Here is a 26,448-nt window from a genome sequence, read left to right as displayed (position 1 = left end):
AGTTGTTACTTGGTTGAGTTGTGGGGACATCTACGGGTGTCCCCTTTTTTTAGTTAAATATTTTGTTTTGAAGCGTTTTTTAGTAGCTATACTGATTTTTTGGGGCATCCAAATCCAGGCCCAATTCGATAGGCCCCTTAAATTGGTCGTTTTCGTGGTGGTAGATCAGATGCGATACGATTATGTAGATCGTTTTTGGGAACAATATACCGATAAGGGGTTTAAAACCTTGGTTGGCCAAGGGTTTAATTATAGAAACACCCATTACAACTATGCACCCACACGTACGGCCCCGGGACATGCTTCTTTACTTACCGGAACCACCCCTTCGCGACATGGCATAACCTCTAATAACTGGTTCGATAAAGAAGAAAGGATTGCCATAAGTCCCATAGCCGATAGTGCTACCATAGGTATAGGTACGCTAGAAAAACGGCCATCGGTCTCGCCAAAAAAGTTATTGGCCTCTACGGTAAACGACGAATTAAAACTGGCCCTTGGGGCAAAGGCCAAGGTTATCGGATTAGGATTAAAAGATAGGGCGGCGGTGTTGACCGCAGGCCATATGGCCGATGCCGCTTATTGGTTCAGTGGCAGTAAGGTGGTCAGTAGTTCGTATTATATGCGAACCTTACCGGAATGGGTAGTGTCTTTTAATGCGGCAGCTAGGGGATGGCAGTATATGAAAGGGGGTTGGGATCTATTGTTGCCATCTGAAAACTATCCGAAAATACGTCAGGACGACCGTAGTTTTGAAAAAGGTATTGTAGCGGGCCGGAACCAATTTCCTTATGATTTCAAGAAAAGCGATCTGGAACATATAGCCGCTACGCCTTTTGGGAATAGCCTGTTGACCGACCTGGCCATCACCTGTATTGAAAGCGAAGGATTGGGGCAAACCGATCGAACCGATTTCTTGACCATAGGCTATTCGGCCACCGATTATATTGGCCATAGGTATGGTGCCGGTTCTTTGGAGATTATGGATACCTATTTGCGTTTAGATCGCGATCTGGGCCGCTTATTGGCGGTGTTGGATAATAAGGTCGGCCGCAAAAACTATGTTTTGGTGTTGACCGCCGATCATGCAGGTATGCACAATGCTGGGTATTTACAAACTGAAAAGTATCATGCCGGCTTTACCTATAAAAAGCAACTAAGCAAAGGATTGGATACCCATTTGGAGAGCATATTCGGTATATCCGACTTGGTATTACGCTTAAGGGATGAACAAGTTTATCTCGACTTTAAAAAGGCGGCCCAGCATGGTGTAAAGAAAAATGAGTTGGTTGGGCATGTTAAAAAATGGTTAGTCCAATTTCCAGGGATTAGGGCGGTATATACGAAAACGGAATTGTTGGAAGGAAGTTTTCGAGCAGGGAGTGTACGTGATATGTTGCAAAGGGGGATACATCCAAAACGAACTGGCGATATTTTCTTTTTACACGAACCAGGCTGGCAATCACAATATTTAGTGGCCAACCATGGTACGCCCTATACGCAAGATACCCATGTGCCTCATATTTGGTTTGGGGGCCCTGTTTCAGCTGGGCAAAGTGTGGCCAAAAAATCGATAACCGATATTGCCCCGACATTGTCCTTTATGTTAAGGGTGCCATTGCCAAACGCCGCAGATGGACAGCCCCTTATCGAATTGTTCGAATAAGAGCGACTAATGCCCATAACGATAATGCCCAATGATTTTAAAGTCAAAGAGACAGTCGGCCAATACTTGTCCGGCTCCTATATTGTGTACGATTAATGGCCGTAAGCCATCGCTTGATTTTTTACCCACTACCAAACCTATATGGGTTAACCCAGTGCCCAATCGCCATGCTACCACATCGCCAGGGAGGTAATCCTCTGGGTATTGGCTTGGGGTCAATTCAGCTCCTTGTCGCTTAAAATAAGTCATTAAGTTGGGCACCCGTCTATGGTCAATGTTTTTATCCGTCCCGCTTAATCCCCACAGGTTCGGGTATTCCTGAAAGTTAACCTTCATGTTTTCATGCACTTTTTGCTGCAGGTCTACCCCTATTTTCCGAAATGCACGAATGACGACATCGGTACAAACCCCCTTGTCGGCCGGTACATCGCCATTGGGGTAATCTATGGCAAAATAACTGGGGTCGTAAGTAACCTGTTGTTCGGTAAGCGATAAAGCTGCCTCTGCGAGGGGGAGGTTTTCTTGGGCATGGGCTACAAAAGAAAGGAAAAAGGCGAGTAAGAAAACGGAAGGTTTGTACGGCATTTGTCAATGGTTTAGTGTAAGGTAGTGAACATACCTTTAGGTCAGTGGTAAGAAAATCTTAATTCTTTCGGTGTTTACCCTCTGTATATGTGGGATAAAGTCGTTTTTTTAGATTCGAGAATAGCTGTTATTAGAGTGTTTTCGATATTTGAATAGCAGCCAAAAAGTAAAATTATGGACGATTTTGGATGTATTTCATGTAATTTTATATATTTTGAATAGCAGCCAAAATATAATATATTTGTAAAAATTGGCTGCATATTAAAAATGAGGTGGTATTTATGGAGGTAATTGGTCGGTATAGAGAGAAACAAAAGCTGTCCGAGGCATTAGAGAGTCCAAGATCGGAATTGATTGCCGTTTATGGTCGTAGAAGAATTGGTAAGACGCATTTGATCCGTGGGTTTTACGGGAAACACATGGTTTTTAGTTTTACCGGACTGCGAAATGCCTCACGAAGCGATCAGTTGGAGAACTTTATGATTCAACTTCGGGAACGGGATAACCGGTTCGACAACGAAGTGCCGAAGAATTGGCTACAAGCCTTTCAGCAATTAAAAAACTACCTTAAGAGACTTCGGAAGACAAAAAGGAAAAAGGTAATCTTCATAGATGAGTTCCCGTGGGTAGATACCATGCGCTCTGGATTTTTGCCCGCTTTTGAGAATTTTTGGAATACTTATGCTACTACAAGAACAGATTTGATTATTGTGGTCTGTGGGTCGGCGGCTTCATATATGATCAAGAAAATCATTAAAAATAGGGGAGGTCTACACAACAGGTTAACCCGAAAGATAAAATTAGAGCCCTTTACCTTGCCAGAAGTAGATACATTTTTTAGGTATCGAAAAATAAAGATGCCCTATATAGAACAATTGAAACTATATATGGCCTTAGGAGGTGTAGCCGAGTATTTGGAATTCGTTAGGCCAGGCGATTCTTCGGTTACGGCTATAGACCGCATCTGTTTTCAAAAAGGGGCGCAGCTGGAACATGAATTTGATGAGGTGTTTAAATCGTTGTTTGAAGAAGGTTCGTATCACGAACAAATTATCCATGCACTGGCCCAAGGTCCAAAACGAGGTATGCCGCGAGATGCCATCTTAAATGAGCAAGGACTTACCTCAGGGGGGCAGTTCTCCAAATCATTGGCTGAATTGATCGAATGCGGTTTTGTGTCCCAATACCGTTCCCATTATTTTAATAGAGCTAAAACCCTATATCGCATTGCCGATGAATTCTGTCTTTTCCATTTACGGTTTATTAGTCCAAATAAAGGAAATCGATGGGCGGTATTGTATACCAAAAAGGCCTATGAAGTCTGGTGTGGCTATGCCTTTGAAATGTTGTGTTATAAACATATAGAGCAAATAAAACGAGCCCTAAGATGTGATCAAATCGCTTCGAAAAATTACAGTTGGGTAGAGGCTGGAGCCCAAATTGATTTGGTGATAGACAGACAGGATAATCTGATAAATCTCTGTGAGTTGAAATTTTACAACGGCACCTTTCGGGTAGATGCCCAGTACGCAAAAATATTACGGAACAAAGAATGTAGGTATGCCGAACAAACCGGAACGAGAAAGGGAGTCCAGACCATAATGCTCACGACATGGGGGGTGAGCGGGTCTCACGCCATAGGATTGATATCCCATAATCTTACCATGGATTGTTTGTTTGAACCATAATAAAATGTATCGAGACCTAACCTTGGTTTCTGTATATACGTAGGGAGAGGCTTTTGACTAGTGTGTTTTAAGTAAGTCATTCAAATCCGAAAATCCGTGTTTTAGTCGTAAAGACCTTGGATTCTCAGGGTAACAAAAGTGAAAAATGACTGGGCATCCTTATTTTTGAAATAGATTAATAGGTTCGTTAAGTAATTACAACAAGATGGATGTTTCAATAAAGGTATTGAGCCTGGTATTTATTTTCCTTTCGTTACTTTTTACGTTTTTCCTGTTTACGGTCCCCACTAAAAAAAGGCTTTCCAATGTACTGATAGCATGTTTTCTGATAGTGACCATTATCGACCTAAGTGTATATCTGTATCAAGATTATGTAACACTTCCGCCATATTTGGAAATGCTCCGGATTCGAATTTCCTTTTTAAAAAGTCCGTTGTTGTTCCTGTATATCCTATCGGTGTTTTATGCCGACTTTAGACTCCGAATAAAACATTTGATCCATTTGGTTCCTTTTCTTATGGTCATCGGGGTATTGCTACCCAGGTTTTTTCTTGCGGATAAAGCACAGCAATTGGAATTCTTCGATGACTACCATAATAGGCTCGAAATTATTTTTATTGGGTTTTTGGGCAATATTCTTATGGTGACCTATATGGCCGCCAACATTTACTATGCTGTAAATTACAGGCGTATCATAGTGCAAAACTATGCCAATGCATCGGCCCTATCCAACTTTAGGTGGATCGTTCAATTGCTTTCAGTGATAATTTTATTGGCTATCATTACCACCGTAAAAGATGCATTACGGTTTAACCCGGATGCGAACGATGCCGATTTGGCCCGGTTGGTAATGCTCGGAGGGGGTATTCTGTTTATTTCTTGGGTAGTATTAAAGGCCTTGTACTCCCCCAGACTGTTTACGGGCATAGAAAGCAATATCAAAAGCGTTAGCATAAGTACCCATGCCAATCCTAAAGATAGTGCCACCATAGAAAGAATCCGTGCCTTTATTGAAAAAGAAGAGCCTTATCTAGATGCTTCCCTAACGATAAAAAGTCTGGCTGATCAGTTGAATATGCCGGTCCGCGATTTATCCACCTTGATCAATAATGATTTGGAAACACACTTTTTCGATTTTATCAATGAATTCCGAATACGGAAAGCCATGCGTCTCCTTAAAAATGATTCCCAAGGTAGTCTGAGTATCAAAGAAATTATGTTCGATGTGGGTTTCAACTCTAAATCCCCCTTTAACAAGGCGTTTAAAAAGTATGCCGAACAAACGCCATCGGAATACAGGCAAAGCACTGGTAATTAAAGAGATGTAAAAAGAAGCACCTCTTTTTGAAAAAGGAATACCTGTCGGGATGTATTATTCACATCCTTTGTGCACTCAAGTTTAAACTTTAAATCTTGAATGCACCATGCGAGTGAAACTTATAACGATTTTAATAGGTGTACATACCCTTGTTTTTTCCCAAACACCGGATTCGGTCCGCTCGGAGGCGGATGTACAAGATAAGCTCTCTTATTTCATTAAGGTTGTTGAAAGGTTAAAGGAAAAAGCCAATACACCTGGGCTGGCCCTAGCCGTAGTTTATGACAATCGATTGATTTTGAAAAAGACCTGGGGTTATAGGAATCTGGTTGGGAAGCTACCGGTAACCGATAGCACCCTCTTCGAAATAGGTTCCTTGGGAAAAGCATTTACCGGTGTTTTAATGGCACAATTGGTAGAAGCGGGAGAGCTTTCTTGGCAGGATAAGGTAATAAGGCATATACCCGAGTTTAAATTGGCCGACGATTATGCCACGGAGCATGCCACGGTTCAAGATCTGTTGACCCATAGGGTAAATTTGTATGAACACTATTTTATGAACTACGGTCCGGTTTTTCCCATGCAAGAACTTTTGGGCCGACTGCCACATATGAGTTTTAAGGGCAGTTTTCGGGCAGATTTTAGTTACAGTAACTATATGTATGCCGTTGCCGGAATTTTACAGGAAAGGGTGACCCAAAAAGCCTGGGGGTCACTAATCAAAACCTATATTTTTGAAAGGCTGGGTATGACAGATACCAAAACAGACTTTAACGATTTTATGGAAAGCCGGAATCGGGCGATCAGTTATAATGCCGACGGAAGGCAAATCATAAAACATTACAATATAGAGTCAGTGGCCCCTGCGGGTTGCATAACCTCAAGTATCAACGATATGGGCAAATGGTTGTTGGTCTTTACCAATGGCGGTAATCATAACCATAAACCTTTTATAGCCAAGGAACAATTCGACTATATCACCAGTCCTTTGACCATAAGATACCCAGAAGACAAACAAGCCTATGGAATAGGTTGGAATGTGGCCTTGGAAAATGGAAACATCTTTCATAATGGTAGTACGGCCGGGCAAAGATCGAGGCTCACCTTCAATTTGGAAAAAGGGTATGGCATCGTGGTCTTGGCCAACCAACAAAGTGTTATATCGAATGCCATAGATTATTATGCTACGGAAATATTCTTGAATAATAAACTGGAAGTTCTAGAAGAAATTGATGTCATAGTAGAAAAAGGTGGTCAGTTTAGCAACCTAAAACAGCAAATTCGCAGTATTTCGAATAAAGATCTGCTCGATAGACTAACCGATTTGGCAGGACGGTACACCCATCCGGCTTATGGTGAAATTAAAATCTCCAGACCGAAAGAAGATCAATTTGATTTTAAGTATTATGATTTCGAAGGAACGGTCGGTCATAAAGAAAAAATGGAATTCACGGCATTTTTGAATTTTGATATTGGTCCGGAAGAAATAGATTTTGCAGTAAAGGAGGAAAACGAATCGATCGATACCCTGATAGTGAAATTTCCGTATTCAAAGCCCATGGAGTTTGTGAAACATAGGGGCCAATAGAATTAAATGCCAACATCGACCAACGGCTATAAAAAAAGCCAGATACTTTCGTATCCGGCTTTCGTAGTAGCGGGAACAGGACTCGAACCTGTGTCCGCCTTGGGCGGATATGAGCCTTACCTAGCGCTGTTAAAGGATTTTTGCGTAAATGTACTCCCTACCTTTTCCAGATTTTAGAAAACGTTCATGTGCCAAAGCTTCCTTCTTGGAATCATGGAAAAAGACCCAAGCCACCATCCATGGCCTGAATTTCTTGGTATACCCTGACTGCCCCAACTCATTATGGGATTTAAATCGAGCAATAAGGTTTGAGGTATAGCCAATATAGATTTTACTATATTTTTCAGAGTATAAGATGTATGTGACAAAATTGGCCATAAAAAAACCCTTTTGAGGTAATCAAAAGGGCTTTCGTAGTAGCGGGAACAGGACTCGAACCTGTGACCTTCGGGTTATGAGAATTTACAGTTACGATGTAATAAAATTCAAAAACACTGATTATCAATTAAATAGAAATAAAATAATTTTATTCTACTTCAAAAACAACCATATAATATCAACAAATGTTGTACCTATGTTGTACCCAAAAAATCGTATCTTTAAATTCAGGGTATAAATTATGGCAACCGTCCAAGCAGTTTTACGAAAAAAAAGGAATTCCCAAAACCTATTCCCAATAGCTATACGAATTACCAAGGATAGAAAGGCTTCGTTTATCTCTACTGGTCAATATATAGACCAAAAATATTGGGACACAACTAATAGAAAGGTAAAACGATCCCATCCAAATGCCTCTCGTATAAACCATTTAATTCTTAAAAACCTCACCAAAGCAAATGAGAAATTGCTTGAAGCAGAGATAAACGAAGTCAATGTTACGGCATCCCGTATAAGGGGGGACATTATTGGAACAAATCAATTGGATTTTTTCGGAGTAGCAGAACTTCATTTGGACAACCTTCAAAAGGCAGAAAAATATCGCCAATACCAAACTCAAAGAGGCCGTATAGAGAAGTTCCGTAAGTTTACAGGACAACAAACACTTACATTTAAAGAAATCTCGGTTTTCTTACTTAAAAACTTCGAAAGCTTTATACTTAATCAGGAAAAAAGGAAGCCTAGGACAGCGGTAAACTACATGATTTTAATCCGTAAAATTTTTAACCTGGCTATTTCTGAGGGTATAATCGAACGCAATACTTATCCTTTCGGAAAAGGGAAGATTCAAATCAAAATACCTGAGTCGGAAAAAATCGGGTTGTCCATTGAGGAAGTAAAGAAATTAGAAAATGCGGATGGTTTAACCCCAGCACAGCAACAGGCCGTTAATGTTTGGTTGACGAGTTTTTATTTTGCCGGGATAAGAGTGAGTGATGTTTTGCAATTACGATGGTCAGACTTTCATGATAATCGTTTGCATTATAGAATGAATAAAAATCAAAAACTGGTTTCACTTAAAATACCGGAAAAAGCTTTAGTAATACTTCAGCAGTTTAATAGGACATCTTCGGATAAAAACGGTTTGGTTTTTCCATATTTGAAGGGCACAAACTTCGACGATGCGAAGGAGAAGTTAACTCGCATACGGACGGTTACTAGAACCTTGAATAGAAGATTGCAATTGGTGGGTAATCATTTAGAGATAGATAAAAAAATAAGTATGCACATAGCACGGCATACCTTTGGGAATATCTCGGGTGATAAAATACCTATTCAAATGTTGCAAAAGCTGTATCGTCATTCATCCATTACCACGACGGTTGCCTATCAAGCCAGTTTCATGAAAAATGATGCTGATAGTGCTTTGGATAAGGTGATTGATTTTTAACAAGGGATGCCTCGGGTTTAATCGAAATTTTCTTAACCATGACAGAATCTATCGGTATACAGAAATGTTTGGTAATTTACACTACTTTATCAATGACTGCATTCTTACCTTGAACGGCCAATTGGTTTGCCTTGGATATAAGGGTCTTAAGGGGGTATAATAAAAGAAGCCCTAATCGTTTATCGGGACGACGAAAAACGGGGCATGGGCTAAGAAACCCTAATCCGAAGTGATGGGCTACATTCGCTTAACTCCCCGTACACAAGTTCCGCCCACCCCCTCCGGAAAGGGTTTCTAACCCCTTTGTGGAACCCGTCAAGGCCATGCAAGGTTTTATCCACCTTATAGCCAAGTTACCGGAGTGATCTATTTGGCATTGTTAAGGGGTTGTCCATAACCGAAATCGATAGGTCGCTAAAAGCCTTGACCGAACCCACTTCTTTTATTTTGGGGTTAATGTGAAAGAAATAAGTGATTGTCCCCTTAAGACCCACCAAAAGAACAGGTCATAGGCATGGCAATTCGAATTCAATACGATTTATCGGCATTTATGGGTAAATGGACAAAGCAGGTTTTAATGGAAAGCTGGATGATTTTGGGGCGTTTTCCATTGGCAATCTATGAACCACATTATTCCGGAAAAAGGGAAAAGCCTTTGGGGTAACTGCTTGGCATAGTCTTTAGCCTTTCTTAGAATAGTTGATTTTATTTGAATCCGTTTGGCCGTGGAAATGGTAAGGGCAGAAGAAGGTAAAAAGATATATGGAAAAAACAATGATAACTTAAGTGGTGAGTGTTTTACTTTGGAAATCCATAAAAAATAGAGAGGGCAATACCAGTTCTCCATTGATAATTACCCTCTCCTTTGCGGTTGTACTGTATGATAAAGATTAGGCAGTTTTCCAATTTTTCCTTAACCTTAAGAGCAACAGTAAGAATTAACCTAGACGCACCTTCCATTTCAGGCCCCTCTAACCTAACTATATCTTATTGGATTACGAAATTGCCCAATAGGAGTAAATATCTTCGAAGGCCACCGGGTAGATTTGACTTTTGGCGACCGATTTTAATCAAGTCGTATGGAATTTTAGACCCTGTGGGGAGAAAATGGAATAGCAAGAGGGTAACGTGCTGGCGCACCGTTACTTTTCCATTTTCCCTTCTCAAGCCCCTATTTATGAGAATCCGAGACGTTGAGGGTTTTAGGTTCAATCTCCAAAATTGTAACAAAATCCCTATGAACTCCTAGAAACACTCAATAGATTTATCACAATTAGTGAAGTAACAAATAAACCCATGGGCTGTTTCAGATATATTGCTGTTCTTCTTGCTTCATAAATAAACCCTGGCTTTATCCAATATGGTAGGTGAAACCTTATCATATTGTTTCTCATTGATGAAGGCTATTGCTTCAACCTTTTCATCTTACCTGGCTGTCTTTTTTGTCATTCATTGGGGAAAAGTTGGTATGATTTTAATACGTTTTTCCTGTTGATTATCGTTGAGTGGATTTGTTATCCCTTTTTAAACAAAGATCCAATCCCAGTGTCAAATGTTTCTTCTTCAATTTTAAAATTGTCCGTTACAATCGTTTTTACTTCATTATAAATGGGGTCATCATTTCCATAAATGGCACGAATAATGATTCGACCTATGAAACCAACTTCCCTATGTAAAAAACCTAACCAGCCTGCCAATGTTGCACTTGAAAAATGAATTGTTGTATACATTCCTGATGCTGATGTAGGGTCTTTATCAGCACGCAAAAGCACAACGTATCTGTGATACGCATTTTTTATTACTGTAATGGAGTCTTCGGGAGAACCTTTTAATAATTTACCGGCCATACTAGATGCTTTTCTGGACGATTTATATGTGTACTTGTCGCCTAGTTTGTCTTTTATTACTTTTTCTATATCATCGATTGTTGGATCATCAATAGCCTTAAATACTGTGACTTTCATTTTTTTGGTTTTTTTGTTATTCAATATGTCAATATGAATGGTGTTAGAAAACATCTAACCCATCCGTACAAATTAGTTGTCCAGATTTATCTGTATCAAATGAAAATTTGAATTTGTTTTCCACCAACCTTTTCCCATAGTAACTAACCCCTTTTGATGTTTTTTCTGCATAAACATCAAAAGAGTGTTCTGTCGTATCTGAATCTTTATTTACTTGTATTTCGTAACCGTATATGTAAAAATTCGCAAATTCATCGGTGGTATTGGTAATCATTGCTACTGCTTCCTTATAATTGGTGAGGATTTTAGCCGTATTTAAATCTTTGATTTTTTGTGACCTTGGTTGGAAATCACTTTTCTCTTTAGGGTCTGGCTTATGAAGCTTTGATGTAGTTATTGAGTAAAACCACATGTCCATCATGTTATTCTCAACAAAGAAGATTGTGATTTGATCCACTTTTGGAGAGTTTGAGTTTAGATTTGAAATGCTTAGTGATGTAATTTCCTTTTCTAAATCAAACTCACTCTTAAGTAACTTGTTCAAGTTATCTATACCTTCTTGGGTATGTAATACTATTTCGGAACTACCACCACTACAGTTTATTAGTGACAAATACAATGCAATAAAAAGAATGGATTTTAGACTACTTTTTATCATGCTTAGTGATTTAAAAGTTTTAACTGATTGTCTTTTAATAAAAAGTCATGGGAAGCGTATGTTGTAGTGGTCACTCTGCCTCTACCACTGCTTCTCGAATGTGAACTTAAATAATAGTTCAAGGCGAAACGTGCGTAGATTTTCCCTTTGTTATCAACTCTATAGTTCCAATCATCGAGATAGTAAAGCTTATCTTCTATTAAAAGCTCTTTATCATTCAAAATTTGTAGCGCTTCCATATACCATTCTGGTATAGAGCCAATGTCCAAATCACCTATCTTAAACCCTTTTTTGTAGTCGTACGACTTTTTAGCGGGATCGCTAAAGGTCTTACTTTGCACATCATAGGTTTGATCAAAGTATGTGTCCTTGAACTTATAAGTGAAATAGATTGAACTTAATGTTCCTCTTAACTTGTCCTCAGCACTTAGGGAAAGGTAATAGACCTCTTTGTCCTTTTCAAAAATCTCATTTACAAGCTCTTGTATTGATTCGATTTCATCGGGGTCACTGATGTGGTCCTTCTTGCCCTTGCAAGAGAAAATGATTGTTATAAATAGTACAATTGATATTTTTTTCATTTTTTATGATATAAACCGGTTAGTTTTTATTTAGCTCAAGTCTTGCTGTTGGGGAAAAATCTTTAAAAGATCCTAATGAAGGGTGATGCTTGTTTGTATAGTGATAATCAATTCATCTTGTGTTAATGATGATATGATTGAATCAGATGTCTTAGAAATTTCTTAGTCCTTTATACTTGATACTCCTCATGAGGTTTGGATTTGCTATAGGAGTTTAAAACCAGTACTTAGATTTGATTTGTCCATATTCTCTATTGTTGATTGTAGCGATAAAAGTATATGCGGAAGGAGAAGGAGGAAATAATGAACCTATTTCTGGAATTCTTGAATAAATAAACGTGGAATTTGAAAGGATTTCCGAGTAAGGAAACAAGTTTTGGTATGCGGTCCAGTGTAAAAGTGCGCTCCAAAACTGTTTTTTTTTTCTTGAGAACTCAGGTGTTTTTTGCTATTTGTGAAATGAGTAAAACCCGATTCGTCAAACTCGTCTTTAACCTTTAAACTGGCCTTAAAGAATTGGTGAAGGCCTTCATAGTTAGCAGTGTAAAGACATTCTTCAGGTTCTTTTGTAGTCTATGAAGCCACATGTTTCAAAAACGGCAACTTTTAAAAGCATTTACATATGCTCTTAATTGGCTACAATAAAAAATACTTTAAAACTCAAGTTCTCGGTTTGTTCAGAAGAAAATCAAATCCGCAACCATCGGTAAGATCAATATCCAATACTACAAAGTACTGAGCTCAGGTATTTACCATTGCCAAAGCATTTTTTCTCGATTCGTATTTTCCAATCACCTCTACTTCGGCATCAACCTAGCTAGCCTTTTGATGTGTTTTCCTTATCCTTTATCAGTAGTGATTTACTTTGACTATGCAGTGTGTATTTCATAAGGAATAACCAGTGTAACCATTGTTCCTTGTTCGTTATAATTCCTTCTATCTTTTACTGAAACGGCCCCCTTCATTTTAAAATCTTTTGAAAGTATTTTTATACGTTCGGAAGTAATGGTTGTAGATAGTGATTTTTTATTTTGGTTTTTATTGCTCTTTGAGGCTTCGATTCCAATTCCATTGTCTATAATGGTACAGGTCAATTCTTTGTTTGAATAAATCAATTGAATAGCAATACACCTATTATCTTGTTGGCTGGTAAAAGCGTGTTCAATCGCATTTTCAACAAAAGGCTGAATAAGCATTGGGGGGATATGAAACAATGATTCATCAATAGATTCATCCACTAGCACCGTATAATTGTAGTTTTCATTTTCTAAATTTTGGAGTGCCAAGTAATTCCTTATAGCTGTTAATTCTTGTGAAAGTAAAACCGTTTTATCCCTAGAGTTTTCCAATATGATACGAAGTAGTTTTGAGAATTTGGACAAGTAGGAGACTGATTTTTTCGTTTCTGTATTCAAGATCATTCCTTGCAGTACGGAGAGTGAATTAAAGATAAAATGAGGTGTCATTTGAGAACGTAATAATTTTTGCTCTACCATAACATTAAGTGTCTTCGTTTTTTCGTTTCGTAACTTTTGATAGAAAATAATGGAAATTGATACAATGGAAATCAAAAGAACACCAATGATGGCCCATAAATAGTTTCGTTTTGATTTTTCAAGATCCTCGGAGGTGGTCAAAACCGTTTTAGTTAGCTGTAATTCTCTCTTTTCTGCTGACTCCAATTCGTTTTTGTATTTAAATTCGTATTCTAACTGGGTGATTTTTTCAATGTTTTCCTTGTTAAAAACGCTGTCACTTAGAATTTTAAATTGCTGGAGACTATAAAATGCCTTTTCAAAATCTCCCTTGTTCTTATAAATTATTGAGAGAATTTCGTTTGCTTTTTTTTGATTCCCCAACAATTCGAGTTCCTCAGCAATTTGTTTTCCTTTTTCAGTGAGAGAAAGCGCTTTATTATATTTTTTATCAGAAAGATAGGTTTCGGCAATAGCTAATAGACATGAGGAATACATATCCTTATAACCGATTTTCTGACTAATATCCTTGGCTTCAATAAAATGGTTGCGCGCGATTAAAGGTTTGTCCAATTTAAGATTTACCTTTCCAATATTGCCCAAACTTATGGATGCTTGTTTTAAATCGTTGATTTCTTCGCTTATTTCCAGCGATATATGGTAATGTTCAAGAGCTTTCGAATACTCTTTTTTAGCTACGTAAATATCCGCTATATTTCCGTTGTTTATTGCGGTTCTTTGTTTACTTTCATTTTTTGTGGTAAGGTTAATTGATTGTTCATAATATGATATTGCCTTGTCGTGTTTTTTTAGAGAATTATAAACCATTCCCAGATTGTCTAATATTTTCGCTGTGGATAAACTATAACCTGTTTTTTGATTATAGTCCAGGGCTTTGTTATAGTTCTCAATAGCTAAAAGGTAGTTGCCTTGGTTTGCGTATAGTGCCCCCAAGTTAGATTGTACAAAAGCCACTCCATCTTCATCTTCGATGGCAATGCTATGCCTTAATGCGTTTTTATAATGGGCAATGGCTATATTATACCTTCCCATTTCGGTATATACATTGGCCGTGTTTATTAAAGTGGTGGCCAACTCTCTCCTATTTCCCAATTCAGTATAAATCACCATCGCCTTTTTATAGGCATCTATGGCTTCATCATATTGGGACTGGTCATAATGGGTTATTCCAAAGGCCGTATGAATATTTGCAATTCCCTTTTTATTCCTGATGGATTGGTAGTGCTTTAATGAGGCCTTAAAAAAGTATAAACTCTTTGCATAATTCGATTTTATGTTTTCGTGTATGCCCTTTAGGTAACAAACATTTGCCTTTCCTTTTATATAGTTTAAATCATTACTTAATTCTTCAGCTTTCTTCAAGTACACCATGGAAGAGTCCATATTTGTTCGAAAAAAGGAGGATGCTAAATCTTGTAGTAAATTAACCTGTGTAGTATCATTTTTTCTATGATTGGCCAATTCAATTCTTAAGCTGTCTATTTTTTTGTTTTGAGCTTGAACCGTTACCGAAAAACATGTAAAAACAAATAAGAAAAGCGTATTTATAGTTTTGATTTTATTCATTTTAAAAGTAAAGTAGGTGCTGACAAAAAATATATGGCCATATGGACTCATAAAAACTTAAAATAGTTTTTATGAGTCTAATGGAAAATGGCAATTGTTTTTTTGTAGTGTTTCAAGAAATAAAAGTCAGGTTTTATTGGATATCCGCGGAGAACTCTATAGCCTTAGTTTAACTACTGAACGAAAAAGGATAAGTATTCAGATTTCCTATCAGGGAAGCAGCAATCATGAAAGCCAAATATTCCTGTTCAGGAGCCTACTAAAATGGCTAAGTATACAGGTCTAGTTTTGTGGTTTCCAAATTTTATCCCACAGCCTAAATTTCGGTTCTATTTTCAAAAAATATTGGAGGACGAATATGGTTTTAGTGGATTCTTCAATGGATAAAACACATAAAGCTTAGCGTCGTTAATTATTTAATCAGTGGCCGATATTGGTAATGTTACCTTGTGAAATTTGACCTATAAAGATTTAGATGAACCATCTGAATAAATTGAAGAATCCATGACATACATTTATGATAATTGCAAACAGCCCAGAAGTCAATTTTATTTCATGTTTGAACACAGATTTCAAAAGATTATCCTTACCCAATTCAATCTATTTAAATATATTTTCTACAAGAGTTGTTTGTTGTACCTATGTTGTACCCAAGAAAATTATGGGTATAAAAAAAGGGTTTCAATCTCTTGAAACCCTTGTCTTTGCTAGTAGCGGGAACAGGACTCGAACCTGTGACCTTCGGGTTATGAGCCCGACGAGCTACCTACTGCTCTATCCCGCGATGTGGACGGCAAATATACGACCATTTTTCTTTTACAACCAAATAGAATCGGGTTAAAATTCACCTTTTTTTGTGTCAAACGGCTATCGGGCTAAGTAAGAGAAGGATACGGGTACAGTTTTTTGACCACTTCCGTCCTGCATAAAAAGCCCTATATTGGCCAAGGGAAGTTCCCTTATAAATCGCTTATCATTTACCCTATGGATAAAATAAACCAATTCATCTCTGGCGCTTTGCCATTTACCGAATGGCCCATGTTTATACTGCTTATTTGTGGCGGATTGTTTTTGTTGGTGTATTCGAAGTTCGTGCCTTTTCGGTTTTTTAGGCATGCCATTGCCATTACGGCGGGTAAATATGACAAAAAGGGGGGCGAGGGTGATGTGAGCTCCTTTCAGGCCTTATCGGCGGCCGTAGCGGCCACTGTGGGTTTGGGTAATATCTCTGGGGTGGCCATTGCCATACACGATGGGGGCCCAGGTGTGGTATTCTGGATTTGGATGACCGCCCTTTTGGGTATGGGGATCAAATTCTATTCGGGTAGTTTGGCTGTTATGTTCCGTGGTAAAGATGCCCAGGGCAATCCGCAAGGCGGGCCTATGTATTATATTACCCAAGGATTGGGCCCTAAGGCCAAGCCCTTGGCCATCTTTTTTGCAGTTTGTGGTCTCTTCGGGTTTTTGGGGGTATTTACGGCCAATCAGTTTACCGAAACCTTTATGAGCGTGGTAGAGCCACAATCTACCCTTTATAATATGGATGCCCTTTCGTGGCAATGGACCATAGGTATCGTGTTGGCGGTCATAACCTCCTTCGTCATATTTGGGGGTTTAACTAAAATAGCCAAGGTAGCTTCGGCCATTGTACCTTTTATGGTTTTGGTGTATTTAATCGCAGTTATCGTAGTGATGCTTATGAATGCTTCTGAGGTGTTTCCTGCCCTAAAAATGATCGTAACCGAAGCCTGGAATTTTGATACCGTGGTAACCGGTGGATTTTGGGGCTTGGTCATAATAGGGGTGCGTAGGGCCATGTTCTCGAACGAAGCGGGTCTGGGGTCGGCGCCTATGTATCACGGACAGTCGAAGACCGATAACCCGATCAAAGAAGGCTTGGTGGCCATGTTGGGGCCCTTTATAGATACGATTTTGGTGTGTACTTTTACGGCCGTTGTCATTATTTTAAGCGGGGCCTATACCGAAGATCAAAGCGGTATCGTTATGACGCTGACCGCTTTTGAACGTACCTTGTTCGGCTATGGCGATGATTTATTGATGGTTATAGTAACCGCATTTGCACTCTCAACCCTCTTTACCTATTCTTATTACGGGGTTAAATGTTTAAGCTTTTTGACTAACAGCAAAATTGGCAAATATTACAACCACTATTTTGTACTCATGATCGTTTTTGCCGCCGTAGCTTCTTTGGAGCTGGTCAAAAATCTTATTGATCTTTCCTACGCCCTAATGGTAATTCCGAATATGATCGCCGTACTTTTGCTGGCACCTAAGGTAAATGCCAAGGCCAAAGAATACTTTAAGCGATTGAAACATGGAGAAGCATAAATCCGGATTCGTAAACATCATCGGAAACCCCAATGTGGGTAAATCGACATTAATGAACGCTTTTGTTGGGGAGAAGCTTTCCATTATAACCTCAAAAGCGCAAACGACAAGGCATCGTATTTTGGGTATCGTCAATGGCGACGATTTCCAAATGGTATTGTCCGATACGCCGGGTATCATTAAACCGGCCTATGGTTTACAGGAATCCATGATGGATTTTGTAAAAACCGCCCTTGAGGATGCAGATGTACTGGTGTATATGGTCGAAATTGGGGAGAAGGCCTTAAAAGATGCCCATTTCTTTGAGAAGTTGAAACAGACCGATATTCCCGTTTTGTTGCTGTTGAATAAGATAGATACGGCCGATCAAGAAAAGTTGGAAGAACAGATGGCCTATTGGCAAGAACAAATGCCCAAAGCCGAGGTGCATCCCATCTCCGCCTTAGAGAATTTTAATGTTAAAGAAGTTTTCGAGCGTATCGTTTCCTTATTGCCTCCGGGTCCGGCCTTTTATCCCAAAGACCAGCTCACCGACAAACCCGAACGCTTTTTTGTGAACGAGTCCATTCGTGAAAAGATACTGTTACATTATAAAAAGGAGATTCCCTATTCCGTAGAGGTCGAGACCGAGGAGTTTTTAGAAGATGAGAAAATAATTCGGATACGCTCGGTGATTATGGTCGAGCGCGACTCTCAAAAAGGAATAATCATTGGCCATAAAGGAAGCGCCCTAAAACGCGTGGGTATGGAAGCCCGTAAAGACCTCGAAAAGTTCTTCGACAAGCAAGTACATATAGAACTCTACGTAAAAGTGAATAAAAACTGGCGCTCTGACCAGCGGCAATTACGCCGTTTTGGGTATAACCAAAAACAATAAGATACACCTGGTTATAATACTCCCCCTCTCCCCGTGAGAGAGGGGGCCGGGGGGTGAGGGCAGCCAGATTTAGTATAACCTTTAGCCTTTGTTATTGAAGAGGCTAGGTTCATGAAACTAAAGAAAAATTCAGATTCTTGAGTGTTTTTGGATTAAACCGGAAATCTGAGGGTAGTTATGTAGAAACGAACGTAAAGGAATAAATGAACCCGGCAGGCCAGATTATCGAAAAAAAATCCTGCGCCCATAGTCACGAACAAGTCCGTAACCAAGACGCAGGCTTTGGTGGATCGTAAAGGCATCGGTATAACGGTGCCTTTTTTTATTATATATCGGAATAGTAGGTTGCTATTCCATTTTTAGGTTCGGTATCAAAAAAGCATTTGGTTTTACGCGTATTGATGTTACAAATGTAACACGCAAAAAGACTTGGCGCTTCCTCGCTAATGGCAAAAACCTACTCAATTTTGTCCTATATTTGTTTTGGTAGGGTAAAAAAGGAATATTATGGCTAATCCAACGATTGAAAAAGCGCTTACGGTAGATGAGGTTATCGTTTTTAAAGATTTGGTAAGTCCCCATTTCAATCCGAAATGGCATTTCCATCCAGAGTATCAAATTTCCATGATTCTAGATGGGCATGGCATGCGGTATATCGGCGATCATGTCGGGGCATTTGAAACGGGCGATTTGGTTTTTACCGGTCCCAATGTGCCCCATCTCTGGCGTAGTGATGCTAAATATTTTGAAGAGGGTAGTAGTCTGCTCACCCATGGTATGGTTTTGTATTTTGATGAAGGCCTGTTACAAGGACTGCTTTCCGGTAAGGAACGTTTTAATAAGATAGATCGCTTATTAAAAAATGCCATGCGCGGTATCCATTATTCCGGTGAGGCCCGCGATGCCATTCGTGATAAAATGAAGGCTTTTGACGGACTCGAGGGCTTTGCCCGGGTGGTACATCTTTTCGAATTGCTCGATTTTATGTCGCGAATCCCCGATTTTAAACTCTTGGCAGGTTCGGGCTATAAGAACACATTAAAGGGCAGTGATGCCCAACGTATGGAAATCGTACACGATTATGTTTCCGAACACTTTCATGAAGAGGTGTCGGTAAGTGAGGTGGCCGAACTATTACATATGACCCCGAGTTCGTTCTGTAGGTATTTTAAGCCGCGGGCCAATAAAACCTTTGGGCAGTTCGTAACCGATATCCGAATTGGACATGCCAAAAAACTATTGGTCGAAGACGATATGGGTATAGCCCAGATCAGTTTTGAATGCGGTTTCAATGCCTTGTCCAATTTCAACAAACAATTTAAGAACGTTACGGGTAAACGGCCTAGTGAGTATAGAAAGCTTTATCAAGGTTTGGCTTAGAACAGACTGTTATTCTTTAGGTTGTTTACGTTTTGTAGGTGGCTGTTATCCTTGGTTTGGTATAAATGACTCGATTCGGATGCCTTCCTTTGAGGGGTAAAATATCACAATTTTTTTCATGTCCTCCGCAATCGTTTGAGATGGGGGTTTTACCCGGTTCTTCTATCTAGCCCGCCCTGTTATTGGTGGTATTTTATCTTGATTATTCGGCTTTATGCTTATATTGAGTTGCTAAAAAATGAGCAACCCTGCTGCTGGAGTGAGGTGGGATTCCCCGTAAGTAAGGACTCTTAATAAAATTTACGTACCAATCTAAACGATTAACTCTATGGAACAACTTTCCGGAACTAACAAAAACAGACTGTTTTACGCCAGTTGTTTTGCCTTGATCACAACGGCATTTTCTTTTGCCATTGCGGCGGGTATTCTCGACCAGCTTAAAACGGAATTAGGTTTGACCGCGAGTCAGGCCGGTATTGCCACCTCAATGTGGTTTTTGGGCTTTCCCATTTCTATGGTCATTGGTGGTCTTATCTACCACAAAGTAGGGGGTAAGGTTATTATGCAATTTGCCTTCTTCGCTCACGCCGTCGGTATTTTATTATTGATTTTCTCGGGTAGCTTCGTGGGGCTGCTTATGGCCAATTTGCTTATTGGCTTGGGTAATGGCTGTACAGAAGCCGCTTGTAACCCTATGATTGCCGATGCCTATGAAGGTAATGCGGTAAGTACCATGTTGAACCGTTTTCATATGTGGTTCCCTGGCGGAATTGCGTTAGGGAGTCTGTTATCTGGTTTTATGACCGATAACTTGGGGATTTTAGGTCGTGACCAAGTATGGTTGCTTTTGATCCCAACCGTAATTTATGCCGTATTGTTTTGGGGGCAGTCTTGGCCCAAGGCTAAGGTGGAAGAAGCTGCTACCATGGGTGGCAACCTCAAAGCCATGTTTACACCACTATTTTTGTTTATAGCGGTTTGTATGACCTTGACCGCCATTTCTGAATTTGGTCCCAACCAATGGGTAGGCCCGATTCTGTCAAAAAGTGGTGCCCATCCGATGATTATATTAGCCTTAACGGCCGGACTTATGGCTGTGGCTCGCTATTTTGGTGGGAACATGGTGGCCAAGTTCGATCAGACCGGGGTGCTTTTGGGGTCAGCCGTTCTAGCTACTATAGGGATATATCTATTCAGTACCCAAACCGGTTCAATGGCATATGTAGCCGCGGTGTTCTTTGCTTTAGGTATCGCCTATTTTTGGCCCAATATGATTGGTTTGGTAGCTACCAAAGTACCTAAGAGTGGTGCCTTGGGAATGTCTATTATCGGTGCTGTAGGTATGTTTTCCAGTTCCATTTTCCAGCCTATTATCGGAGGGTGGATAGATTCGAATACGGCCGAAGCCGCCCAACAGGGCTTTACCGGCGATGAGCTTGCCCTTGTATCGGGTCAGGCTACCATGGGGACCATGATGCTGTTCCCCGGAATCCTCATTGTATTGTTCACCATATTGTATTTCTGGTTAAAAAATAAAAAAGAAGCCACCGCATAAAAACCTTTTTAAAATGAAACTTTTCAAGTTACTGTTAGGCAGTCTGTTCGTAATACTAATAGGCTGTACGGCCCAAAAGCCAGTGGTGGGGCAATTGGGACAAAATGAATCGGGGCAATGGCTGTCCTTTAACGGCGGTAAAGCCGACGCCAAAAAAATAGTATTTGTTTCCGGTGACGAAGAATACCGTTCCGAAGAGGCCTTGCCCATGCTGGCCAAAATCATGTCGACCCGCTATGGTTACGATTGTACGGTATTGTTCGCACAACAACCTTCGGTTCCTGGGGTAATTAATCCGAATTACGGTATGAACATTCCCGGTTTAGAGGCCTTGGCCGATGCCGACCTTATGGTCATCTTTACACGTTTCCGAAAATTGCCCGATGCCCAGATGAAGCATATCGACGAGTATCTGAAATCGGGCCGTCCGGTTGTGGGAATCCGTACTTCTACCCATGCCTTTAATTTTGCTGATGACGCTAATTCTTCCTATATCCATTATAAAAATGGGTATAAGGGCGATAAAAAAGAATGGGCAGACGGATTCGGCAGATTGGTGTTAGGTGAAAAGTGGATTTCACACCATGGGCATCATAAACATCAAAGTACACGCGGTATCGTAGCGGCCGAAAGTGCTTCGCATCCGATAACCAATGGTATCAAAGATGCCGATGTTTGGGGGTCTACCGATGTATACGGCGTGCGTTTGCCTATGTTGGATGGGGTACAGCCCATGATATTGGGCCAAGTGATCAACCGTGCTGGGGAATACGATGCAAATGATGTCTGGTATGGGATGAAGCCTAGCGATAGTGAAGTGGCCGATACCAATAAAAAAGGGCAGAAGTTGAACGACCCCATGATGCCGGTAGCTTGGACAAAGCCCTATCAATTGCCTGGTGGTAAAAAAGGTATGGCCTTTGCCAGTACCGTGGGCTCTTCCAGCGATTTGCTGGTAGAAGGCACCCGACGTTTGTTGGTAAACGGAATCATTTGGTCTTTGGGTGATAAAGTGCCTGCCAAAGCCAATGTAGATGTGATCGGGGAATACAACCCGAGTCAGTACGCTTTCCAGAAAAACGAATATTGGGAAAGTAAGAACATGAAAGTAACCGACCAAAAATAGGGGGTAACCCCGTAACGAAAGGACCGCTTCCATTTGGGAGCGGTTTTTTTATGGGGTGTTAGTGGATGATAGACTCCATAAAGGCGTGCAGTTCCAACATTTCGTCGGTCCGTGAATTTTTACCCAAGCGACCACCAAAATAAAGCAAGAACCAAAGTACTACCATGGTAAACATACCCACTACCGCCCATACCGGCGATTTTTCCAGGGTCCATAAACTATAACCCCAAGCACCAAGTATCAAAAAAAGGGTCACTACCACAAAGTGCAGGAACATAAAGAGCGTCCATACGGTCGGTTTAGGTCCGAACAGGCCCCGTAACAAACTCCCGTCACTATCTTCCCGGTCTTCAATTTCCAAGTGCAATTGGGGGGTCCAAAAGGTTTGGTTGTTTTTGGGATAGCGGATAAAAACATGATGTTCTACCGTATTCACCACAAATTGGTCTTGTTGGCTATTGGCCTCATGAAAACGGTCTAGAACCGTTTGGGCATCGCTGGTCAATTCCCGTTGGAACCGGGGCCGCAATACGACTTCGTTCGATAATTCCATGTTTGGTTGTAGTTGATTGGTCTTTCAATATATGTTTTTTTAAGGAATTTGCTTTTTGAGACATAAACGTGCCAATCAATCACCCCTCTCCTGAGCGAGAGGGGCCGAGGGTGAGTGCAACTTTATAGGAATGCGGTCACTGCCAGGCCTAGGATTGGATTAAAACCTATAATGTTTGTTACTGAATTTTAAAAAGTACAGGCTATAGTTACGCTCATTTTGTTGCATTTGGCCAAAGTTCAGGCGAGTTCACTACCTTTACCGCCTTAAATTAGAGCTATGGGAGCCATTGTCGCCATTGTAGGTAGGCCAAACGTCGGTAAATCTACCTTGTTCAACCGTTTGATACAGCGTAGGGAAGCTATTGTAGATTCCGTAAGTGGGGTTACACGCGACCGTCATTATGGTAAGAGTGATTGGAACGGGAAAGAGTTCTCCGTTATCGATACTGGTGGTTATGTGGTGGGCTCCGACGACGTCTTTGAAAAAGAGATCGACAAACAGGTAGAACTGGCCATAGATGAGTCCGATGCCATTATTTTTATGGTTGACGTAGAATCGGGTATTACCGGAATGGACGAAGAAGTGGCCAAATTGCTCTATAAGGTAGAAAAGCCGGTTTTCTTGGCGGTAAATAAGGTGGATAATGCCAAACGTGAGGCCGATGCCGTAGAATTCTACGCTTTGGGCTTGGGCGAGTATTACAATTTGAGTAGTATAAACGGAAGTGGTACCGGTGAGTTGCTCGATGCCTTGGTAGAAGTATTGCCTGAAGGGGCGGAAGAAGAGACCGAACTGCCACGCTTTGCCGTAGTCGGTAGGCCCAATGCCGGAAAATCTTCCTTTATCAATGCCCTTATCGGTGAAGAACGTAATATCGTAACCGATGTAGCCGGAACCACCCGCGATAGTATCGATACCAAATACAACCGTTTCGGTTTTGAGTTCAACTTGGTCGATACGGCCGGAATCCGTAAAAAGAGTAAGGTGCGCGAAGACCTGGAGTTTTATTCGGTAATGCGTTCGGTTCGTGCCATTGAACATTCAGATGTCTGTATCTTACTGTTCGATGCCACCCGTGGCTTCGACGGACAAGTGCAGAATATTTTCTGGTTGGCCGAACGAAACCATAAAGGCGTGGTGATTTTGGTGAATAAATGGGATTTGGTAGACAAGGATACCCATACCGTAAAGAAATATACCCAGTTGATCAAAGAGGCTATTGCCCCCTTTACCGATGTGCCCATCATCTTTGGTTCGGCCCTGACCAAACAACGCTTGTTAAAAGTGTTGGAAACGGCAGTAGAGGTCTATCAAAACCGTACCAAAAAGATAAAGACCAGCGAGCTTAACAATGTGTTGTTGCCTATTGTAGAGAACAATACGCCTCCGGCCTATAAAGGCAAATATGTAAAGATCAAGTTCATTACGCAGTTGCCTACACATCATCCGCAGTTTGCCTTTTTCTGTAACCTGCCCCAATATGTGAAGGATCCCTACAAACGCTTTTTGGAAAACCAGCTACGCGAACATTTCGATTTTACCGGCGTTCCCATAGATGTGTTTATGCGGAAGAAGTAGGTAGAAGTCCAAGGGCCAAAGTCCAAAGTACGAAGTATGGAAATGGGTTTTTGGTAGGGATTACTTTTGGTATACCTATAAAAATCATTCCTTTTACGATTCCACGATTCCACGATTCCACGATTCCACGATTCCACGATTCCACGATTCCACGATTCCACGATTCCACGATTCCACGATTCCACGATTCCACGATTCCAGCGTAAAATCAATATTCAATATTCAATAATCAATAGAAAATAGGCAATTCCCTACCAGCCTCCAGAAGCACCGCCGCCTCCAAAGCCTCCGCCACCAAAGCCGCCACCGAAACTACCGCCACCAAAGCTGCCACCCCCACCGGAGCTCCAGCCACCACCGCTACTACGGCCCATATTACTGAGGATAATGGCATCCCAGATATCGAATCCACCACCGCGTCCGCCAGGTCCACGGCCACCACGACCACCGCGCCTACGACTGAGAATGTAAAGAATGATAAAGAAAATAATCAGTGGAAAAAGCTTACTGATAAAGTTGCTGCCACCGCTACTAAAATCCCGGTCTTCGGTATATTCCCCGCTCATGACCTGCATTATGGTCGTTGTTCCCGCATTAAGGCCTTCGTAGAACTGGCCCTGCTTAAACCGTGGGGTAATCACTTGGTCTATGATACGTTTAGATATCAGGTCGGTTAGCAAATGCTCGGTGCCGTAGCCCGTAGATATGGCCATTTTCCGGTCGTTCTTGGCCACCATAACCACAATGCCGTTGTCTTTATCGGCTTGGCCAATGCCCCATTTATGTCCCCATTGGGCGGCCAGTTGGTTAATATCTTCCCCTTGTGTAGAGGGTATGGCGATGATTACGATTTGTGTAGAAGTAGTATCGGCATAGCCCAATAGTTTGGTCGACAATAAGGCTTTATCTCCCGAACTCAAAAGTCCTACATAATCGTAAACTGCGGTTTGTTTGTTTTTAGTCGGAACTTTAGGTATGTCGAATTGGGCCCAGACACTATTGCCGCACCAAAACAAGACACCCAATAGAAGGATTTTAGCTTTTAGAGATCGCATTGGGTAGTTCATTGGTGTCGTTATCGTTCCAGGGAAAATGTTTTGCCAAAGCTCGTCCGGCCGTCTGTACCCCATTAATCAGTCCTTGTGAGAACTCCCCTTTTTTAAAGGCACTGAGAATGGCGTCTCGGGTGCTCTCCCAAAAATTGTCGGGGGTAACCGCGTCAATACCCGAATCGCCTACTATGGCCAATTGGCGGTCTTCTACGGCCACATAGATCAATACCCCGTTCCGGTCTTGGGTGTTGTCCATTTTTAGGTAATGGAAAAGGGCCTGGCAACGGGCCATGGCCGTTTCTTCACTATGGCCTTCGAGATGAACCCGTATTTCGCCAGAGGTCAGTTTTTCGGCGGCCACAATGGCGGCCACCACGGCTTTTTCCTCTTCCAGGCTAAGAAAATCCTCGGTTTTGGACATAGGGTGCCTTAAAATTCTACGGTTGGGGCATTCTCGGCACCTGGGGCCGACTTAAAGAGGTTCAAGGCATCGAAACCGGCTAGGTTAGCGATAATGCTGGCCGGTATTTTGGCAATGGCGATATTGTATTCCCCGGCAATATCGTTAAAGCGGTTACGCTCAACATTAATACGATTTTCGGTGCCTTCCAACTGGGCTTGTAAATCCCTAAAGTTTTGGTTGGCCTTTAACTCCGGATACCGCTCTACACTCACCAATAAACGCGACAAAGCCCCGCTAAGTCCGTCTTGGGCCTGTTGGAACTGGGCCATATTCTCGGCGGAAAGCTTGCTAGGGTCTATGGTAGTCGAAGTAGCTTTGGCACGGGCTTCGATAACCGCGGTAAGGGTTTCCTTTTCAAAGTCGGCCGCCCCTTTAACGGTATTCACCAAGTTCGGGATCAAATCGCTCCGTCTTTGGTACGAACTCTCTACATTGGCCCATTGCTTGGTTGCTTGGCCTTTCATTTCTACAAAACGGTTATTGGTATTCACATAATACATAACGGCCAGCGCGAGTAGGCCTAAAATGACCAATATGGGAAGGAATTTTTTCATGAGGTATGGATTAGGTTTGT

General features: G+C 41.1%; 21 protein-coding genes and 1 tRNA gene. 11 read left to right on the top strand and 11 right to left on the bottom strand.

Annotation, left to right across the window (positions count from 1 at the left end):
- Positions 1-67 precede the first annotated feature (67 nt).
- Positions 68-1,666: an alkaline phosphatase family protein gene (locus B7P33_RS07180; RefSeq protein WP_097441312.1), complete on the top strand. Its 1,599-nt coding sequence runs from the start codon at positions 68-70 to the stop codon at positions 1,664-1,666.
- A 6-nt stretch (positions 1,667-1,672) separates the two neighbouring features.
- Here the strand turns inward: B7P33_RS07180 and B7P33_RS07175 are convergent, their stop codons facing one another.
- A complete protein-coding gene (locus B7P33_RS07175) occupies positions 1,673-2,251 on the bottom strand; it encodes a DUF1287 domain-containing protein (RefSeq protein WP_097441311.1) in 579 nt (192 codons plus the stop codon).
- 281 nt (positions 2,252-2,532) lie between these two features.
- Between B7P33_RS07175 and B7P33_RS07170 the strand changes: the two genes are divergently transcribed.
- The 3 genes from B7P33_RS07170 to B7P33_RS07160 all read left to right on the top strand — a co-directional run bounded on the left by B7P33_RS07170 (position 2,533) and on the right by B7P33_RS07160 (position 6,845).
- Positions 2,533-3,939, top strand: coding sequence for an AAA family ATPase (locus B7P33_RS07170; protein WP_097441310.1), 1,407 nt, complete (start codon positions 2,533-2,535; stop codon positions 3,937-3,939).
- A 205-nt stretch (positions 3,940-4,144) separates the two neighbouring features.
- A complete protein-coding gene (locus tag B7P33_RS07165) occupies positions 4,145-5,257 on the top strand; it encodes a helix-turn-helix domain-containing protein (RefSeq protein ID WP_097441309.1) in 1,113 nt (370 codons plus the stop codon).
- Between the two features lie 106 nt (positions 5,258-5,363).
- On the top strand, positions 5,364-6,845 hold the full coding sequence (locus B7P33_RS07160) for a serine hydrolase domain-containing protein (RefSeq protein WP_097441308.1): 1,482 nt from the start codon (positions 5,364-5,366) through the stop codon (positions 6,843-6,845).
- Positions 6,846-6,974: 129 nt separating this feature from the next.
- Here B7P33_RS07160 and B7P33_RS07155 read toward each other — a convergent pair whose 3' ends face one another.
- Positions 6,975-7,223 carry a GIY-YIG nuclease family protein gene (locus tag B7P33_RS07155; protein WP_097441307.1) on the bottom strand — a complete coding sequence of 83 codons (249 nt, stop codon included), beginning with the start codon at positions 7,221-7,223 and terminating at the stop codon, positions 6,975-6,977.
- 241 nt (positions 7,224-7,464) lie between these two features.
- Between B7P33_RS07155 and B7P33_RS07150 the strand changes: the two genes are divergently transcribed.
- Positions 7,465-8,673 carry a site-specific integrase gene (locus B7P33_RS07150; protein WP_097441306.1) on the top strand — a complete coding sequence of 403 codons (1,209 nt, stop codon included), beginning with the start codon at positions 7,465-7,467 and terminating at the stop codon, positions 8,671-8,673.
- Between the two features lie 1,514 nt (positions 8,674-10,187).
- Here the strand turns inward: B7P33_RS07150 and B7P33_RS07145 are convergent.
- From B7P33_RS07145 to B7P33_RS07125, 5 genes are all read right to left on the bottom strand, one after another.
- Positions 10,188-10,637 carry a hypothetical protein gene (locus tag B7P33_RS07145; RefSeq protein ID WP_141402412.1) on the bottom strand — a complete coding sequence of 150 codons (450 nt, stop codon included), beginning with the start codon at positions 10,635-10,637 and terminating at the stop codon, positions 10,188-10,190.
- Between the two features lie 43 nt (positions 10,638-10,680).
- Positions 10,681-11,295: a hypothetical protein gene (locus tag B7P33_RS07140; RefSeq protein ID WP_097441304.1), complete on the bottom strand. Its 615-nt coding sequence runs from the start codon at positions 11,293-11,295 to the stop codon at positions 10,681-10,683.
- A gap of 2 nt (positions 11,296-11,297) precedes the next feature.
- Positions 11,298-11,876 carry a hypothetical protein gene (locus B7P33_RS07135; RefSeq protein WP_097441303.1) on the bottom strand — a complete coding sequence of 193 codons (579 nt, stop codon included), beginning with the start codon at positions 11,874-11,876 and terminating at the stop codon, positions 11,298-11,300.
- Between the two features lie 869 nt (positions 11,877-12,745).
- A complete protein-coding gene (locus B7P33_RS07130) occupies positions 12,746-14,938 on the bottom strand; it encodes a tetratricopeptide repeat protein (protein WP_172435883.1) in 2,193 nt (730 codons plus the stop codon).
- A gap of 711 nt (positions 14,939-15,649) precedes the next feature.
- A tRNA-Met gene (locus tag B7P33_RS07125) sits at positions 15,650-15,722 on the bottom strand.
- A 200-nt stretch (positions 15,723-15,922) separates the two neighbouring features.
- Between B7P33_RS07125 and B7P33_RS07120 the strand changes: the two genes are divergently transcribed.
- The 5 genes from B7P33_RS07120 (at position 15,923) to B7P33_RS07100 (ending at position 22,225) form a co-directional block, all read left to right on the top strand.
- Positions 15,923-17,287, top strand: a complete 1,365-nt coding sequence (locus tag B7P33_RS07120; protein WP_097441301.1) for an alanine/glycine:cation symporter family protein — start codon at positions 15,923-15,925, stop codon at positions 17,285-17,287.
- Complete coding sequence (gene era / locus B7P33_RS07115; RefSeq protein ID WP_097441300.1) at positions 17,274-18,164, top strand: GTPase Era; 891 nt, start codon at positions 17,274-17,276, stop codon at positions 18,162-18,164. Before B7P33_RS07120 ends, era begins: the two co-directional genes overlap by 14 nt.
- Before the next feature lie 507 nt (positions 18,165-18,671).
- Positions 18,672-19,544 carry an AraC family transcriptional regulator gene (locus B7P33_RS07110; protein WP_097441299.1) on the top strand — a complete coding sequence of 291 codons (873 nt, stop codon included), beginning with the start codon at positions 18,672-18,674 and terminating at the stop codon, positions 19,542-19,544.
- A gap of 328 nt (positions 19,545-19,872) precedes the next feature.
- Complete coding sequence (locus B7P33_RS07105; RefSeq protein WP_097441298.1) at positions 19,873-21,099, top strand: MFS transporter; 1,227 nt, start codon at positions 19,873-19,875, stop codon at positions 21,097-21,099.
- Between the two features lie 13 nt (positions 21,100-21,112).
- Positions 21,113-22,225, top strand: a complete 1,113-nt coding sequence (locus B7P33_RS07100; RefSeq protein ID WP_097441297.1) for a ThuA domain-containing protein — start codon at positions 21,113-21,115, stop codon at positions 22,223-22,225.
- A 58-nt stretch (positions 22,226-22,283) separates the two neighbouring features.
- Here B7P33_RS07100 and B7P33_RS07095 read toward each other — a convergent pair whose 3' ends face one another.
- On the bottom strand, positions 22,284-22,778 hold the full coding sequence (locus B7P33_RS07095) for a GTP-binding protein (RefSeq protein WP_097441296.1): 495 nt from the start codon (positions 22,776-22,778) through the stop codon (positions 22,284-22,286).
- Positions 22,779-23,057: 279 nt separating this feature from the next.
- On the opposite strand from B7P33_RS07095, the gene der reads away from it, so the two are divergent.
- Complete coding sequence (der, locus tag B7P33_RS07090; protein ID WP_097441295.1) at positions 23,058-24,359, top strand: ribosome biogenesis GTPase Der; 1,302 nt, start codon at positions 23,058-23,060, stop codon at positions 24,357-24,359.
- Between the two features lie 251 nt (positions 24,360-24,610).
- Here the strand turns inward: der and B7P33_RS07085 are convergent, their stop codons facing one another.
- The 3 genes from B7P33_RS07085 to B7P33_RS07075 are packed head-to-tail and all read right to left on the bottom strand — an operon-like array spanning position 24,611 to position 26,428.
- The gene (locus tag B7P33_RS07085; RefSeq protein WP_097441294.1) at positions 24,611-25,414 is read right to left on the bottom strand and encodes a TPM domain-containing protein; all 804 of its coding nucleotides are present in this window, start codon (positions 25,412-25,414) and stop codon (positions 24,611-24,613) included.
- Positions 25,395-25,832 (bottom strand): TPM domain-containing protein, encoded by a 438-nt coding sequence (locus B7P33_RS07080; RefSeq protein WP_097441293.1) that lies wholly within the window; start codon positions 25,830-25,832, stop codon positions 25,395-25,397. Before B7P33_RS07080 ends, B7P33_RS07085 begins: the two co-directional genes overlap by 20 nt.
- 8 nt (positions 25,833-25,840) lie before the next feature.
- The gene (locus B7P33_RS07075; RefSeq protein WP_097441292.1) at positions 25,841-26,428 is read right to left on the bottom strand and encodes a LemA family protein; all 588 of its coding nucleotides are present in this window, start codon (positions 26,426-26,428) and stop codon (positions 25,841-25,843) included.
- Between the last annotated feature and the right edge of the window lie 20 nt (positions 26,429-26,448).

Source organism: Sediminicola luteus (genome assembly GCF_002514735.1).
Classification (GTDB): domain Bacteria; phylum Bacteroidota; class Bacteroidia; order Flavobacteriales; family Flavobacteriaceae; genus HQA918.
This window is presented reverse-complemented; position numbering and strand designations above follow the sequence as displayed.

What these genes read in the sequence shown, in the direction of transcription:
- B7P33_RS07145 (WP_141402412.1), bottom strand. Translation starts at nt 10,637, where the DNA reads ATGAAAGTCACAGTATTTAAGGCTATTGATGATCCAACAATCGATGAT.
- B7P33_RS07105 (WP_097441298.1), top strand. Translation starts at nt 19,873, where the DNA reads ATGGAACAACTTTCCGGAACTAACAAAAACAGACTGTTTTACGCCAGT.
- B7P33_RS07100 (WP_097441297.1), top strand. Translation starts at nt 21,113, where the DNA reads ATGAAACTTTTCAAGTTACTGTTAGGCAGTCTGTTCGTAATACTAATA.
- B7P33_RS07150 (WP_097441306.1), top strand. Translation starts at nt 7,465, where the DNA reads ATGGCAACCGTCCAAGCAGTTTTACGAAAAAAAAGGAATTCCCAAAAC.
- der (WP_097441295.1), top strand. Translation starts at nt 23,058, where the DNA reads ATGGGAGCCATTGTCGCCATTGTAGGTAGGCCAAACGTCGGTAAATCT.
- B7P33_RS07155 (WP_097441307.1), bottom strand. Translation starts at nt 7,223, where the DNA reads ATGGCCAATTTTGTCACATACATCTTATACTCTGAAAAATATAGTAAA.
- B7P33_RS07165 (WP_097441309.1), top strand. Translation starts at nt 4,145, where the DNA reads ATGGATGTTTCAATAAAGGTATTGAGCCTGGTATTTATTTTCCTTTCG.
- B7P33_RS07075 (WP_097441292.1), bottom strand. Translation starts at nt 26,428, where the DNA reads ATGAAAAAATTCCTTCCCATATTGGTCATTTTAGGCCTACTCGCGCTG.
- B7P33_RS07170 (WP_097441310.1), top strand. Translation starts at nt 2,533, where the DNA reads ATGGAGGTAATTGGTCGGTATAGAGAGAAACAAAAGCTGTCCGAGGCA.
- era (WP_097441300.1), top strand. Translation starts at nt 17,274, where the DNA reads ATGGAGAAGCATAAATCCGGATTCGTAAACATCATCGGAAACCCCAAT.
- B7P33_RS07140 (WP_097441304.1), bottom strand. Translation starts at nt 11,295, where the DNA reads ATGATAAAAAGTAGTCTAAAATCCATTCTTTTTATTGCATTGTATTTG.
- B7P33_RS07080 (WP_097441293.1), bottom strand. Translation starts at nt 25,832, where the DNA reads ATGTCCAAAACCGAGGATTTTCTTAGCCTGGAAGAGGAAAAAGCCGTG.
- B7P33_RS07175 (WP_097441311.1), bottom strand. Translation starts at nt 2,251, where the DNA reads ATGCCGTACAAACCTTCCGTTTTCTTACTCGCCTTTTTCCTTTCTTTT.
- B7P33_RS07135 (WP_097441303.1), bottom strand. Translation starts at nt 11,876, where the DNA reads ATGAAAAAAATATCAATTGTACTATTTATAACAATCATTTTCTCTTGC.
- B7P33_RS07110 (WP_097441299.1), top strand. Translation starts at nt 18,672, where the DNA reads ATGGCTAATCCAACGATTGAAAAAGCGCTTACGGTAGATGAGGTTATC.
- B7P33_RS07095 (WP_097441296.1), bottom strand. Translation starts at nt 22,778, where the DNA reads ATGGAATTATCGAACGAAGTCGTATTGCGGCCCCGGTTCCAACGGGAA.
- B7P33_RS07160 (WP_097441308.1), top strand. Translation starts at nt 5,364, where the DNA reads ATGCGAGTGAAACTTATAACGATTTTAATAGGTGTACATACCCTTGTT.
- B7P33_RS07085 (WP_097441294.1), bottom strand. Translation starts at nt 25,414, where the DNA reads ATGCGATCTCTAAAAGCTAAAATCCTTCTATTGGGTGTCTTGTTTTGG.
- B7P33_RS07120 (WP_097441301.1), top strand. Translation starts at nt 15,923, where the DNA reads ATGGATAAAATAAACCAATTCATCTCTGGCGCTTTGCCATTTACCGAA.
- B7P33_RS07130 (WP_172435883.1), bottom strand. Translation starts at nt 14,938, where the DNA reads ATGAATAAAATCAAAACTATAAATACGCTTTTCTTATTTGTTTTTACA.